The sequence below is a fragment of the Micromonospora sp. DT41 genome (genome assembly GCF_049841715.1).
GTDB classification, from domain to species: Bacteria; Actinomycetota; Actinomycetes; order Mycobacteriales; family Micromonosporaceae; genus Micromonospora; species Micromonospora profundi.
In genome coordinates this window covers 42,338-56,767 of record NZ_JBNCKU010000008.1, presented here as the reverse complement: position 1 = coordinate 56,767, position 14,430 = coordinate 42,338, and the positions used below count along the sequence as shown (strand labels likewise).

At 69.8% G+C, this 14,430-nt stretch carries 11 protein-coding genes; 3 read left to right on the top strand and 8 right to left on the bottom strand.

The features are described 5' to 3' along the window. Window positions 1-381: 381 nt before the first annotated feature. Complete coding sequence (locus ACLQ23_RS16820; RefSeq protein WP_355593333.1) at window positions 382-1,422, top strand: LacI family DNA-binding transcriptional regulator; 1,041 nt, start codon at window positions 382-384, stop codon at window positions 1,420-1,422. Between the two features lie 9 nt (window positions 1,423-1,431). On the opposite strand, the gene ACLQ23_RS16815 is transcribed toward ACLQ23_RS16820, so the two are convergent. Further along, window positions 1,432-1,881: a MarR family winged helix-turn-helix transcriptional regulator gene (locus ACLQ23_RS16815; protein WP_355593331.1), complete on the bottom strand. Its 450-nt coding sequence runs from the start codon at window positions 1,879-1,881 to the stop codon at window positions 1,432-1,434. Between the two features lie 56 nt (window positions 1,882-1,937). Here ACLQ23_RS16815 and ACLQ23_RS16810 point away from each other — a divergent pair, with 56 nt between their 5' ends. Together ACLQ23_RS16810 and ACLQ23_RS16805 are read left to right on the top strand one after the other, a co-directional pair. Further along, the gene (locus ACLQ23_RS16810; protein ID WP_355593329.1) at window positions 1,938-3,044 is read left to right on the top strand and encodes a bifunctional NAD(P)H-dependent oxidoreductase/GNAT family N-acetyltransferase; all 1,107 of its coding nucleotides are present in this window, start codon (window positions 1,938-1,940) and stop codon (window positions 3,042-3,044) included. Between the two features lie 84 nt (window positions 3,045-3,128). After that, complete coding sequence (locus tag ACLQ23_RS16805) at window positions 3,129-3,818, top strand: alpha/beta fold hydrolase (RefSeq protein ID WP_355593327.1); 690 nt, start codon at window positions 3,129-3,131, stop codon at window positions 3,816-3,818. Window positions 3,819-4,029: 211 nt separating this feature from the next. Here the strand turns inward: ACLQ23_RS16805 and ACLQ23_RS16800 are convergent, their stop codons facing one another. The 7 genes from ACLQ23_RS16800 to ACLQ23_RS16770 form a co-directional block, all read right to left on the bottom strand. After that, the gene (locus tag ACLQ23_RS16800) at window positions 4,030-5,262 is read right to left on the bottom strand and encodes a hypothetical protein (RefSeq protein ID WP_355593325.1); all 1,233 of its coding nucleotides are present in this window, start codon (window positions 5,260-5,262) and stop codon (window positions 4,030-4,032) included. Continuing rightward, a complete protein-coding gene (locus tag ACLQ23_RS16795) occupies window positions 5,249-5,782 on the bottom strand; it encodes a SigE family RNA polymerase sigma factor (RefSeq protein ID WP_355628090.1) in 534 nt (177 codons plus the stop codon). The genes ACLQ23_RS16800 and ACLQ23_RS16795 overlap by 14 nt, the downstream gene beginning before the upstream one ends. A gap of 101 nt (window positions 5,783-5,883) precedes the next feature. Beyond that, window positions 5,884-7,839, bottom strand: coding sequence for a translation factor GTPase family protein (locus ACLQ23_RS16790; protein WP_355593321.1), 1,956 nt, complete (start codon window positions 7,837-7,839; stop codon window positions 5,884-5,886). 277 nt (window positions 7,840-8,116) lie between these two features. Then, complete coding sequence (locus tag ACLQ23_RS16785; protein ID WP_355593319.1) at window positions 8,117-8,953, bottom strand: TIGR02452 family protein; 837 nt, start codon at window positions 8,951-8,953, stop codon at window positions 8,117-8,119. A 212-nt stretch (window positions 8,954-9,165) separates the two neighbouring features. Next, the gene (locus tag ACLQ23_RS16780) at window positions 9,166-10,185 is read right to left on the bottom strand and encodes an LPXTG cell wall anchor domain-containing protein (RefSeq protein WP_355593317.1); all 1,020 of its coding nucleotides are present in this window, start codon (window positions 10,183-10,185) and stop codon (window positions 9,166-9,168) included. A 291-nt stretch (window positions 10,186-10,476) separates the two neighbouring features. Further along, a complete protein-coding gene (locus ACLQ23_RS16775) occupies window positions 10,477-10,842 on the bottom strand; it encodes a DNA polymerase ligase N-terminal domain-containing protein (protein ID WP_355593315.1) in 366 nt (121 codons plus the stop codon). Between the two features lie 91 nt (window positions 10,843-10,933). Further along, window positions 10,934-14,122 carry a penicillin acylase family protein gene (locus ACLQ23_RS16770; RefSeq protein WP_355593313.1) on the bottom strand — a complete coding sequence of 1,063 codons (3,189 nt, stop codon included), beginning with the start codon at window positions 14,120-14,122 and terminating at the stop codon, window positions 10,934-10,936. Window positions 14,123-14,430: the final 308 nt, after the last annotated feature.

The window sequence follows — 14,430 nt, the reverse complement described above, 5'->3', positions numbered from 1 at the left end:
CGTCCGCCCGGAGCGGGGTTTGATGCTCTGCTGCGGGGATTCATCGTTAGCGCTAACAGGGCGGCCCGTCGCACCCGGCGCTGAAGTCGTCGATGTCTGGCGGCGTCCGTGCTCCCAGCCGGAGCGCCACCGTGCCCGCATCGACTTTCGTGGATTGGAGGGCGTCTCGTCAAGATGCGCCGTCGAGTTTCGCGAAAGTGATTTCTTGTGCCGCGCCTACGTGGCACGCTCCGACCTCAGGCGCGATGACGACCGAGGACCATCGGCGCAACACCAGGGCACGAAATGTTGTCGCGAACATTTCAGTGCGGGCTGACCGGTACGCGGCTGCGGCGTACCGGCTGACCGGGCGGGCCACGGTCCACCCGTAGAATTTCGTTCGTGATCGATGAAGGCCACGGACGCCAATCCCGCAAGCCCTGGCGCGGTGACCTGCCCATCGCCACGATCGCCGAGCTGGCCGGGGTCTCCCCACCGACGGTTTCCAAGGTCCTCAACGGCCGAGGGGGCGTGGGCGAGCAGACCCGACTGCGGGTGGAGGCGCTGCTCCGCGACCACGGTTACCGCCGACGACAGGCCAGCGGCGCGTCCCGCTGCATCGAGGTGGTCTTTCACCAGATGCTGCCCTCGATCGCCATGGAGATCCTGCGCGGTGTGCAGGAGGTTGCCGGCCCGAGGGACCACACGGTCGGCTTCAGCGATGTCCGGCGGCGAATACTGGCGGGCCAACCGTGGGTGGAGCCCCTGCTCCTGCGCCAGCCGGCCGCCGTCATCACCGCGTTCTCGCTCATCACCGCCGACGACGGCAAGCGGTTCGCCGCAGGCGGCATACCGCTGGTCGCCATCGATCCGACAAGTGACCTCTCCCCCACGCCTGCCGTCGGGGCGAACAACTGGAGTGGCGCTCTCGCCGCCACCCGGCATCTTCTCGACCTCGGGCACCGGCGGATCGGTGTGATCACCGGGCCGGTCAACGACCTGTCCGCGCGGGCTCGCCTGGACGGCTTCCGCGCCGCGTTGGACTACGCAGGCGTTCCGTTCGACGAGACCCTCGAACGACGCGGCGTCTTCAGCTTCGACGACGGCAACGAACTCGGCGCCGACTTGCTTGCCCAGGACGCGCCGCCGAGCGCCGTCGTCTGCGGCAACGACCTACAGGCGCTGGGCCTGTACACCGCGGCTCGCGCTCGTGGCCTGCGGATTCCGGAGGACCTCAGCGTCACCGGCTTCGACGACATCGATCACGCGCCATGGCTGACCCCGCCCCTGACCACGATACGACAGCCCTTCGGTGAGATCGGTGCCACTGCTGCCCGGCTGGCCCTGGCGCTTGCCGACGGTGGCCGCCTGGCCCAGGAACGGTACGAACTCGGCACGACCCTCGTCGTCCGTGGCAGCACCGCACCGCCGGCTGCCCGGTGACCCTGGTCATCAGTCCGGCAGGTCGGCGATCCGGGTCGACAGCCTGTGCAGCACCGCGAGTTCGTCCGGGCTCAGATGATCGAGGAACCGCGCTCGTACGGACCGAAGGTGGTGCGGGGCGGCCTCTTCCAGCACCGTGAAGCCGTCATCGGTCAGGTGCAGGATGCAGCCTCGGGCGTCCTGCGGGTCGGGCTCCTTGCCGATGAGCCCTCGCGCCTGCATGCGGGCCGCGTGGTGGGACAGCCGGCTGCGCGACCACTCCATCTTGGCGGCGAGGTCCTTGAGCGCCCACCGCCGGTTCGGCTTTTCCGAGAGCGTGCTCAGCACCTCGTAGTCGGCCGGCGACAGCCCTGAGTCGCGGGCCAGGTCCCGGCTGAGCCGTGCCGGCAGCGCTGTCAGCAGTCGCCGGAAGGAGCGCCACGCGTGTTCCTCGTCCTTGCTGAGCCAGCGGATGTCCACCTGGCCACAGTACTACTCGTTGACACGTCATTGAAAACTCGGCTAACTTCTATGACATGTCATCGAATGCGTCGACCCCACCCCTGCACGTACAGGTCATCGTCGCGAGCACCCGCCCCGGACGGCTGGGGCCAGCAATCGCCGACTGGTTCGTCCAGGCAACCCTTCCGGCGGCCACCGCCGGCGCGGTCACTCTCGACGTCGCGGACCTGGCCGACATCGGGCTGCCGCTGCTCGACGAGCCCGAGCACCCCTCCAGCGGCGTGTACGAACACGAGCACACCCGGGCGTGGAGCCGACGGGTTGCCGCCGCTGACGCGTTCGTCGTGGTGACACCCGAATACAACTACGCAATGCCTGCGGCGTTGAAGAACGCCTTCGATTTCCTCTACCACGAGTGGGCGTGGAAGCCGGTAGCGTTCGTCAGCTACGGCAACACCTCGGCCGGCACCCGCTCCGTGCAGATGGCCAAGCAGGTCGTCACCACGTTGAAGATGATGCCCATCGGCGCCACCGTCGCTCTGCGCATCGCCGAAAGCACACGCGACGGGCAGGTGCTGCAATCCGAAGGACTCGACGAGACCGCCCGCAGGATGTTGCTTGAACTGACCCGGGTGGCCTCAGCGATGCGGCCCCTGCGGACCGAACCCGAGAGTGACGTCACCGGGCTGACCGGGCCTGTCGACGGGCTGCGGCTGACCACAGCCCAGCCCGACGACCTGGCCGAACTGCTCGTGCTCCAGCGGTGCTGCTGGGTGCAGGAGGCCCTCGCGAACGACACCCTCGACCTGGCGCCCCTGCGGGAGACGCTCGACGAACTGCGCGAATCGATGTCGACCTGGCAACTGTGGTGCGTACGGCGGCATGGACGCCTCGTGGCAGCGGTGCGCGCCCGCGCGCAGGGGCGTGCGTGGCTGATCGGTCGCCTCATGGTCGCTCCCGACCAGGCCGGCAACGGAATCGGCACCTGGCTCCTGACGCACGTCGAGCAGCAGGCCCCCCACGAGGCCGCGCACTACGAGCTGTTCACCGGCCGCCGCAGCACCCGCAACATCAAGCTGTACGAACGCGCCGGCTATGCCGCCCTCACCCCCGATGAAGGCACCCCGCACGACGCCGTCCGCCTCACCAAGCCGCGGCATCCGGTCGCCTCTGTCAGGTGAGCTGGCCGGCCCTCCCGGCAAGGTGGGCTCTGCCCACGGCGGAATGTGTTGCGGCCAGCGACCACTGTTGGAGAGGCTCAGGAGGTGCCTGAGCTCATGGACATCATGGTCGGAAACGTGCGCCTCTCATTGCGGCTGTGGCCTGCCGTCGACGAGGACAAGCCGCCCGCCCTGCTGCTCCACGCCACGGGCATGACCACAGGCGACTGGGATGTGATCGCCTCGGGCCTTCGTGTAGACCGCACGGTGTGCGCCGTTGATCTGCGGGGCCACGGTGCCAGTGACTGGCCCGGCACGTACACGATGGATTTGTTCGCACACGATGTCATCGGCGTCATCGACCGGTTGGACATCGGCGCGGTGGACCTGGTCGGTCACTCCCTCGGCGGCCTGGTGGCCTGCCGAGTGGCCGCCGAACGACCGCTACTCGTCCGCAAACTCGTCCTTGAGGACATCGGGTTCCTCCACCCCCGACCGCCAGCACTTCCCGAGCGGCCCGCAGGGGATCTACCGTTCGACTGGCGCATGGTCGAGCAGGTCCGGCCGCAGATCGACGACCCGGATCCGGGATGGGCCGACATCGTCGCCCGGATCACGGCACCAGCGCTGCTCATCGCCGGCGGACCCAGCAGCCCGGTCCCCCAGCAGCACATCGCCGAACTCGCCGATCGCCTGGCCGACGCGCGGCTGACGACGATCGCGGCCGGCCACCTGGTTCACCAGACTGCTCCAGCCGAGTACCTCAGGACGCTGACCGCCTTCCTCACCGCCTGATCGACGCCATCCGCTCTGGTGGCGTTCAGGCAAGCGGCTCCAGGCCCTCTGTTCGAGCCGTTGGGCATTCTCGATCATGCCGAGAGAGTTGTCGCCTCCGCAGACGGTCACGGGCAGCTGCCGAAACTGCCGGCAGTTGCCCGTGACCACGTTGTGCCATCCGGGAAGCGAGCGATGGTAGAGAGCCGCCCGTGGGGTACGGTGCTGGTTGCTACGGCTGGAGGGCCTTCGCGGCGGGGGTCCAGGTCGACTCGTCATTGACGTCGGCGACCGTGATCCCCTTGGCGATCTTCTCCAGCTCGGACTGCGACAGTCCGTTGCCGAGACCATCGGTGCTGACCTGGACGACGACCTTTCCGTCGGCGCTCCAGACGTTGCAGAAGCCACCGGCTTCGCGGCCGCCGCCAGGCCGGTCGGAGGCGTTGTAACACCTCGTCGTGCCGGGCTCCGGCGACTGGTTCGAGCTGGCGCTCGGCGTGACGAAGATGTGGAACCCGTCCTTGATGGTGCCTTCGCCCTGGTCGTACGGCCTGGTCAGGCCCGAGGTGGGCGCCGCGGGCTTGGTGTACGTCGCGCCGCCGTAATCACCGGCGCGGGCCGTGGCGATGCCGCTGAGACCGGGCATGGCGTGCGTGCCGATCTGCAGCGGCTTGTAGCCCCGCGGCACGTAGCCAACAGTGAACGGCACCGGGGCCGGCGTCGGCTGGCTGGGCTTCAGACCCTCGACCAGACCGCCCAGGTCCTCGAAGCTCGGGGTGGCCTCCTCGGTGGAGACCGACGTGACGGCAGCCCAGGCGTTGTCGGCGTACTCCCAGGCGAACAGCTTGTTTCGCGGGTCCAACACGTTCCGCGGATCGAGGCCGACCGGCAGTGTCGCCTGCACGGCCTTACGCCCGGCCACTGTGACGTTCCTGCCATCCTTGATCCCGGCAGGGTCGAAGGCACCCGGCCGGTAGACGGTCAGGTACGCCCACAGGGACGGCTTCCCGCCGGCGGCCTTCTTCTTCTGCTCGATGATGTCGCCCTGCGCCTCGGCCTCCTCTTTGGTGACGGGCTTGTCGTTCGAGGTGTGGCCGTCGGAGTAGACGGAGGCGATCTGGTACGCGGTGGACACCACGATCGGGTCCTGCACGTGCAGCGTGCCCGCGTCGTACCCCTTGAAGGTGAAGGTGAACGGCGCGGCATCGGGCCACTCGGCCGCGCCGTTCCCGGACGCCGCCGCCCCCGCCGGGGCCGGGGCCGGGGTGCCCTGCTCGGCGCCCAGGACCGGCAGCAGGAACGCGCCGGCGACCGCGACCACGACGAGACCGGCCGCGCCGGCCGACGCGAACCCGGCCCGACGACGCCGCTCGGCCCGCCGGCCCGCCAGGATGATGTCGTCGACGGTACGGGCCGTCGGTGGCTCGTCGCCGGTCACGGCGTCCACCAGGTCATGCAATTGCATTGGTCCACTCCTCCATCGGGTTCCCGTTGAGATTGATGCGCTCGGCGGCCAGTGACTCGCGCAGCTTCGCCAGGCCCCGGGAGACCTGGCTCTTGGCCGTGCCCACAGTGCAGTTGAGGACGCCGGCCGTGTCCTCCAGGCTCAGACCCAGGTAGTGCCGCAACACGACCGCTGCCCGCTGCCGGGCCGGCACGGCGTCGAGCGCTGCGCGCAGGCGCATCCGCTCGTCGGCCGCACTTACCGGGTCGCCCACTGAGACCTCCGGCATGGCGTCCCCTGCCGACCGCTCGCGCCGCCAGGGCCGCCGGGTCTCGTCGATCGCTGCCCGATAGACCATCGTCTTCACGTAGAGATCGGGCCGGTCCAGCTTCCGCCAGCGCGGGTAGAGCTTGATGAGCGCGTTGGCCACGGCGTCCTCTGCCGTATGCCAGTCGCCGCAGGTCACGTACGCCAGCTTGCGCAGCGACGTCATCTCTGACGTCACGAACTCGCGGAACGCCTGCTCGTCTTCGGCTTTCACTTCGATTGCCTCCCTGTGACGGAGGTAGAACGGAGCCACCCGCCCCAGGAGTTGCACGGTCCGGAGAAGTAGTTGTGTCATCACCGACAGTGAGGAAGGGCCTATCTCGGCACGGCTCGGAACCACGCCCCCCGATCCTCCGGGTCGGGTCCGCGCCGGGGCAGCGTCTGGGGTTCCGCACCGATGACAGGCGCGTAGTGGTCGAAGGTGGTGGTCAGGACCGCCTCGCCGCCGGTGAGATCGGGAAGGGCGGCGACGACCCCCGGAACGCGTGCGGACGGCAGGGTGCCGCTCACCTCCAGGTAGCCGCCGGTGACGGCGGTCTCGTGGACGATCGCTCCGAGCCGGCCGAGCAGCGCCAGTACCCTCTCCACCGCGGACTGGGGAAGGTTGACGTCGAACCGCTCGATCGGCTGACACACCCGGGTACCGGCCTGGCGCAGCGCGGCGGCGACCACCACCGGGGCGAGATTGCGGAAGTCCGCCGCCACTGTCGAGATCGACTTGTCGAACTTCTGATGCGGCCTGCTCTGTCGGGGCCAGTACCGGGAAGCCGTCATGGTGACAGTGCAGTCGGTGACCGGCCAGCCGTACCGGCCCTGCCGCAGCGCGGCACGCACGCCCTCCTCCGTGGCGGCGACGAACGCCGGCGGCAACCGCCCGGGCTCGACACCGGGGCGGAACTCGACGCCGTGCCCGACCGGGGCGGCCTCGATGCGCAACCCCAGTCCGGCCAGGTACGGGTTGCCGCGCTCGTGGATCCGCTCCTCGGCGGCGCCGGTGCCGACGACCCGCTCGATGCAGGCGGTCAGCGTGCCGGAGAACCGCACCCGGACGCCGTACCGGTCCTCCATGAGGGCGGCCAGCACCTCCTTCTGGACCTCGCCGTGCAGGCGGACCACCGCCTCCGCCTGCTGCTCGTCGAGGCGAAGGTCCACAAGCGGGTCCTCGTCGGCCAGCTCGGCCAGCCCGGCGAACATCGCCAGGCGCTGCTCCGGCTCCACCGGCTCGACGACCGCCTGCCGGGTCGGCGGAGGGAACCGGTAGCCGTGCCGCCGCGGCGGTTCTCCGATGTGCTGGCCGATCCGGGCCGACACGCCGCGTACCGCAGCGATCTGACCGGCGGACACCGAGGGGCGCACCAGCACACCTTCGGGCTCGATGACGGCGATCTGGGTCACCGGCTGCGGGCGGCTCTCACCGAGCCGCACCCGATCGCGTACGCGCAGACGCCCGGACCACAGCCGCAGCCAGACACGCCTGCCGTGCCCGTCCCGGTCGACGGCGAAGACCGTGCCCGCCAGCGGACCGTCCCGCGCCTCCCCGTACGGCAGCAGGTCGGCCAGGATGTCGCACAGCTGGCGTACCCCGGCTCCGGTGATCGCCGAGCCGCACGCCGCCGGGATCAGTTCGGCACGGCGCACCGCGCGCCGCAGCGCCCGCCGGACGTCGCGGACGCGTACCTGCTGATCGGTCAACCACCGCGCCGCCACCGCGTCGTCGACCTCCGCCACCTCCGCCACGACCGGTTCGGCGTCGAGGCTCACGGCCCGCACCCGGGCCTCGCGACCGCCCTGGCCGGCGACAGTGGTGAGCAGGACCGGACGCGCCCCGAGCCGTTTGCGCACCTGGGCCATCACCCGGTCGACGTCGGCGCCACGGCGGTCCACCTTGTTGAGGAAGAACACCGTTGGCACGCCGATACGGCGCAGCGCCCGCCAGATGGCGACGGTCTGTGGCTGGACCCCCTCCACGCTCGACACGACGAGCACAGCGGCGTCCAGCACTGCCAGCGAACGCTCGACCTCCGCGATGAAATCGGGGTGGCCGGGGGTGTCCAGCAGGTTGATGCGCAGGTCACCGATCGTGATCGACGTGACGGCCGCCCGGATGGTGATGCCGCGCCGGCGTTCCAGCTCCATCGAGTCGGTCCGCGTCGTGCCGGCATCGACACTGCCGAGCTGGGACACGGCGCCTGCCTCGTAGAGCAGGCGTTCGGTCAGGCTGGTCTTTCCAGCGTCAACATGGGCGACGATTCCGAGGTTCAACAAGGCCAACGCAGAGCTCCACGGTAGGACGGGAAAGGGTCCGAAGCGTGGAAGCTGCTCGCATTGGCACTCCTCGTTCTGATGGCGGTGGCGGGCGTTCGCCGCCTGCTGCAGTCCTACCTTGCACGCCCGCCGCGACCTGCACCACCGAATTCGCGCAGCTTCGAGCGACCCGGCCACCGCTCATCCCACAGTCTCGACAACCCGACCGTGTCGACCGACGCCCTGGTCGGTCCGCCGGTCGTGCGCGTGGCTGAACTGCTCGTCCCGGAGGCGGCTGCGAGGCTCACCATCGACCTGGGCCACCGGCCCCGTCCACCGCGGTTGGTGGAAAGCGTTGCACGAACGCGCGATACACGGGCGTGCCCGGCAGGCCGTCGCGGATCGCGAACACCACGTGGTCGAACCGGTCGACCACCTGCAGTGCCTCGGCGAACGCGTCGGCAACCGTCGCGGGATCGTTGCGGAAAACCCCGCACCCCCATGCGCCCAGTACGACTGTTCGGCGCCCGTGCGCGGCCGCGACCTCCAACACCCGCCGCGCACGCCGGGCCAGCACCGCCGGCACGTCCGTGGTGTGCTCGGGCTGGTTGCGGATGATCGCGCCGAGGTTCGGCGCCGCAGCGGTCAGAAACGACGTCGTGTACGGCTGGTCGAGCAGGTTGCCCTTGTCGTCCCGGAACACGGGCACATCCGGGGAGTAGATGACGCGGTCGCTGTACCGCAGATCCCGTTGCCCGCGGTGGAAGGCATAGAAGTCCGGCGCGGCAAGGAGACACGGGTACAGCGCCGACGCGCGGGCGACACTCTCCTCCTGCGCCTTCGCCCCGCCGAGGAACCCGCCACCCGGGTTCTTCGCCGACGCGAACACGAGACACGCCGCATCGGACCCAACCCGGTGGGCCGCCTGCAACGTCGACTCGTACGTCACCTCCACAGTGCCGGCACCGGGCTCCGCGCTTCCCAGTGCGAGCACATCGTCCGGTAGGTGATGACGGGTGCCGGCGACCGCGGCACGTACCGCCCGGCCGAGGACGACCTCGTCCCCGGCATCATTGCGATAGCGCCCCGACTCCGCGATCGCCACCGTCTGCCGAGCGATCTCGCGTAGACGACCGCTCACCGGTGCACCCGGAGGACCTGAAGGTGAAAGGCACGCATAGCCAGCAGGCTAGGCAGGCAGTACGCAAGCGACAAGCAAGTTTCCCCACCATGCCGGAGGCTGCGAAGGAGCAGCCGCGAGCCGGTCAGCGATGACCGTCATGCCGGGGTCGGCCGGGGAGCCTCAGTGGCCGAGTTGCCACGGTGACGGAGGAGCGGCGCGGGTGGCGGACGTCAAGCGGTGAACCGGACCCGACGGCGACGGGCCAGACCGAGCAGGGCCGCCCCCACGACCAGCAGCAGGCCAGCGGTGGCGGCCAGGGCGCCGGTCGACTGGCCGGTCACCGGAAGGCCGCCACCCCCACCGTCGCCGCAACCCGCTGGCTGCTCCCACGTGTACGGACCCCTCAGGTGGCCGGCCTGCGGGTCGAACTGGTTCGAGCGCAAGGTGACAGCCAGGCCCGGCGTGGCAGGGAATGACACGTGGGCAGTATGGTCCTCGGCAAATGCCCGCCGCTGTTCCCGGCCCTGGTTGGGGTCGAAGACGATGGACAGGCTCGCGTTGGCGGGCGCTGCCGTCACCGTGATGATGAACTCGTCGCATGTCGCGCGTGTGCGGATCTCAGGGACCGCGCAGTGGTCGGGATCGTAGGTCCACTGGTGCGTGCCCAGCGTCTCGCCTTGAGTCACAAGGGTCACCATCGCCATTGTGTACTCCCGGGGAACCACTATCGTTTTCGCGCTTTTCCCCGGAGCCAGGGTGACGGTCCGCACGAACCCTTCAGGCACAGAGGTGACCATCAGCTCGACCGTCCGCCCTGCGGGCGGGTTCGCCAGATCGACCAGCACGCTGCCGTCGCACCTGGACTGGAAGGTAGCTGTCGGATCGCTGGGCGGCTGCCCGCATCTGCCGCTGAGCGGGACGGACGCGCCGTAGCCGGCTGGCTCGTCGTAACCGTCGTCCCACTGTATCCACAGTGCCAACGAGGCCACGGTGGCCGTGCCCGGCACAGTCTGCGTGCCGATCACCGGCTTGCCCACCGAGTGTGGGAAGTCTCCCTCAGGGGTGGGGGCGATCGTGTCGATGGTGGTCCCGGCCGGGTGGAGCTCGACCCCAACGAACCGGTACCGCGTCGCATCGGTCGGCGCGGTCTCGGCGAGAACGGTCCACTCGATCCGGTAGGTGCCGTCGGCTGTGCACCGGACCTCGTGGTTGACGGTGGGGCGCGGTGGATCAGCGTTGGCCGGGGACATGGGCATCAATGTTCCGGCGAGGCTTACCACTACCACTCCGAGAGCAACCAGTGACCGCCGGCCCCGCGACCGTAAATTGATCATGAGCGCTCCCGCGCTGAGGTGAGTCGTGGTGAGCCGTCCGTCCGGCGCAGCGCCGTATCAGCGGATACGTGTGCCCACCGCCGTGATACTCGGAGGTAGGTAGGAACGGCCGACCTGCTTGGACAGATGCTACTGGCTGCGACATGCCGCCCGAGGCCCGTGACACCAGTCCGACAGGATGAACCGACCGACGCCCAGGCGGACCTTCTAAGCGCGCTCGTCCGAGGGCTGCTCTTTCGTGAGGTGGAGCAGCCAACCCTCACCGGTGCTGATGAGCGCGTACCGCCGACGACCGGTGCGGCCGTTCAACGTGAACAGCATTCGACGCTCGGTGCGGTCGTGCTCCTCCCAGGTGCCGATGTCGGCGATCGACTTGTCTGCGTCCTCGTAGGTGAGGTGATCGAGGTGGTGGTCGGGCACGGCGATCGCGAGCCGGTTGTCGTCGGGGCTGTCCGGCAGGCCGCGGGGCACCGCCCAGGAGCGCAGCACACCGCCCTCCTCGAGCCGCAGGTCGAAGTGCGGGCGGGGCTTGCGGTGGTGGTGCAGGACGAACGCGGGTTCCACAGGCACCATTGTCCGCACCTGCCGGCCCCACCGCCCGCCGATCGACGCGGATGCCCGAAGGGCCGGCGGATGGTTGCCCGCCGGCCCTTCGGAGAGGTCATCACCGTCCGTAGAGCTCGAATTCGTAGAGCGAGAACCCGTACGAGGTGGCCCGGCTGACCCCGTACACCCGCACGTAGCGGGCGGTGACCGGGGCGAAGGTGACGTTGTCGACGCCGCCGTTGCCGGCGGTGGTGGCGAACACCGGCGTCCAGGAGCTGCCGTCGCCGGAGACCTCGATCCGGTACGCGGTGCCGTAGGCGGCCTCCCACCGCAGCACCGCCCGGCTGACCGTCCGGGCCGCCCCGAGGTCCACCCGGAGCCACTGGTTGTCGTTGTAGCTGCTCGCCCACCGGCTGCTGAGGCTGCCGTCGACCGCCTTGGCCGGGGTGTTGCTGGTCAGGAACTGGGTGCTCGACGCGGTGGCCGGCCGTCCCTGCGCCAGGTTGGTGATGTTGTCGCCGCGCCGCGCCGGGAACGAGACGACCTGCTGGTAGGTGGGACGGTTCTGCCAGGCGATCACCGGGTGGGTGATGCCGCCGAGCCCAGAGTGGGCGATGGAGTCGGCGCACCACTGGTCGCCGGCTCCGCAGGACGAGTCACCCGGGTAGACAGTCGTGGCCGGTACCGCCGCGGCATTGCCGAGGGTGTCGAGCAGCACCTGCCGGCACGCGCCGAGGTTGCCGTTGCCGCAGTACGCACGCCCCGGCCCGCCGGCGACGGGGTCGCCGAGCACGGTACGCACGTCCTTGTCGACGTAGCCCCACCAGCCGTACTGGAACGCCGAGCCCTTGTGCGCCTGCCCCTGCGGCGCCCAGCTCACTGTGCCGTCGCGGCCTCCGTTCTGGCCGCCCGACGGCGCCTCGTTGACCTCGATGGCGTCGACGAGCGCGGCGTAGAGGTCCGGCCCGAGGCCCTGGCGGAACTGCGCCGAGGCCAGCAGCGGCCACCAGGCGTCGAAGATCCGAATGGCGTCGGCGTGCTGGTAGACCTTCGAGCCGGGCGACGTCTCCACCCGGCGCGCGCCGGCCTGCTGCCACGCCCGCAGCTTGCCGATCGCGTCGGCGAGCGCCGGATCGGTGACCGGCGTGCTGTTCAGCACCCGCAGCAGGTTGCCGAGAACCTGCTGGCCGCGCAGGTCGGTCACCGCCGCGTCGGCCGTGATCTTGACGACGTCGGCGCGGCCGAGCTTGCGTTGGGCGATCGCGGCGCGCACCGGGCCGTCGAGCAACTGACCCCGGTGTACGGAGCCGAAGCTGAAGTTGCCGTCGGCCGCCCCGAAGTCCCGCGCCTGCTTGTTGTTCCAGCTGACGTAGTAGTCCTGGTTCACCGACTGCGGGTGGGCCGACGTCGGGATGTAGGTGGCGTCGTTGGTGTCCGGGTTCCAGCCTGCCCACTCGTACGCCGGCTCCGCCTTCGCCGGAAGGTTCGGGTCGAGCCCGGACGGGCGGACCGGGTTCGAACCGGAGTTGAAGTACGCCGCCTCGGTCGAGTTGACGTAGAACCAGTTGAACGCGTACCCGACGTTGGCGGCGGAGGCCTGGAACGCCGCAGCGCTGCCCATCGCCGACGGGTCGTTGTACGCCTGGAAGCCGATCGCCGACTCGGCCTCGTGCCGGTAGGTCGAGCGCAGCTTGGTGAACGCTGTGGGCTTCCCGTCCACCATGCCCCGGTAGGCCACAAGTCCGTACTTGGTACGCAGGGCGCGCAGCGTGTACGCGCCGGCCGGTGTGGAGTCGGCAAGCGTCGGCGACCAGGAGTTGCGCTTCTCCAGCACCTCCATCGCGAGGCACTGACCGCGGTAGAGGTAGCGGTTGGAGCGCAGCGTCGCGGCGCTGCCGTCGGTGGTGCACAGTGGCACGGCGTACGTGTCGGTCAGGTCCTGGGACGCGGAGGTGGCGCTCCAGGCGTAGTCCTGACCACGACCGAGCAGCACGTACAGGTTCAGCCCGGCGAACGCGGCGCCGCGCGCGCTGATCCCCGGCCCCTGGAGTTCCTGGAGCATGAGCAGCTGCGGGGCGAAGTAGCCGGTCTGCGGGCCGAACACGGCGACCGGGTTGCCGGTGGTGGTGTGCCTTCCGGAGACCACCACCGCGTTGGACATGCCGTGTGCGCGCAGGTTGGACAGCCCGCCGAGCAGCTTGTTGGTGGCGGTGCTGGCACCGGCGCGGGCGGCGGCCCCGCCGGTGGCGTCATAGGCAAGGGGTTCGGCGACGACAGTGCCGGCGTCGGGAAGCACCGCGCTTGTCGCGCCCGGCGGTGTCGCGCCGTACGGGAAGCTCTGCCCGTCGTGCAGCGTGAGCACGGTCTCCGGGTCGTTCTGCGAGCGGAACCCCTGCCAGACCCGGTCGCCCTCGGTGGCGCCGTACTTGGCTCGGGCTGCCACCCGTACCAGCGCGGACTGGATCTCGCTGCCGCCGCCCCCGCCGAAGAGCCCACCAACGACACCGGCGGTGGCGATCAGATCGGTCATTGTGAAGTGCGTCGGCTTGCCAGCCCCGGTAAGCACGTACTCGCCGGGGTAGTTGTCGTCGGCGATCGACTTGTCGATGTAGGCGTTGATGCCGGCGATGTAGTCGACGACGTCGGTGTAGAGCTGCTGGCCCCTGGCGCCCTTGAGGCGCAGCGCGTCCACCTGCGCCTGGAGGTCCGCCTCCGAGTAGGGCGAGTTGGCCCAGATGCTCTGCTCCAGCTCACGGTTGCCCGGAGCGCCGCCGGCGAACGAGGTGAGCGTGCCGCGACCGGCGTGCCGCAGCAGGTCCATCACCCACAGCCGGTCCTGGGCCCCGGCGTAGCCGGCGCCGAACATGGTGCCGGCGCGGGTGGTGCCTGTGACGTGCGGAACGCCTGTTGCCTTGTCCCGCACGATTGTGACGTCCGACCGCGGTGAGATGGTGCTCTCGACCTGCGCGGCGGGGACGCCGAACGAGGCGTCGTTGTAGAAGTGGGCGATCTGCTCGTCGGTCAGCCCGGCGTAGTTGTAGACAAGGTTCGCGTACTCGTCGAGCTGGTCGCTGGAATGCGCCGGGCGGGTGCCGAGCGCCTGGTGGGCCAGGATGGCGACAAGCGTGGCGTTACCGTTCTGCCCGGGCGGCAGGATGTCGGCGCACTGGCCGAGGCAGTAGTCGTCGGGGGTGAAGGTGCTGGCCGCGAGCGCCGGTGACGGCGGGGTGGCGACCGTCAGGACGCTCGCGGTCAGGACGGCGGCGGTGAGGGCCGCGAGCCGAGCACGAAGGGCGGGTCTGAGCATGGGGTCCTCCGGGGACGCGGAGTCGGGCCGTTCGTCACGCCCGGCTGCCGGTGCCGACCTCTCGCCCTCCGCGCCCGGGCGTTCCACCCGGAGGTGAGAATGACTCACGTCGATTCGAGCAATGATCGACGCAGGACCGCCGTCCGGGATAGCCGTCGTTCACCACGCGCCAATGCCGACGTTTCGCCGTCTACCGCACCCGAAACACCAACCACCTCGGGTCACTCCGCACTCCCCCAACTTCCCGCCTTCTGTAAACAATCCTTGATATTAGCCTTCACGAACGTCAATATATGGAGGTCGCGGGA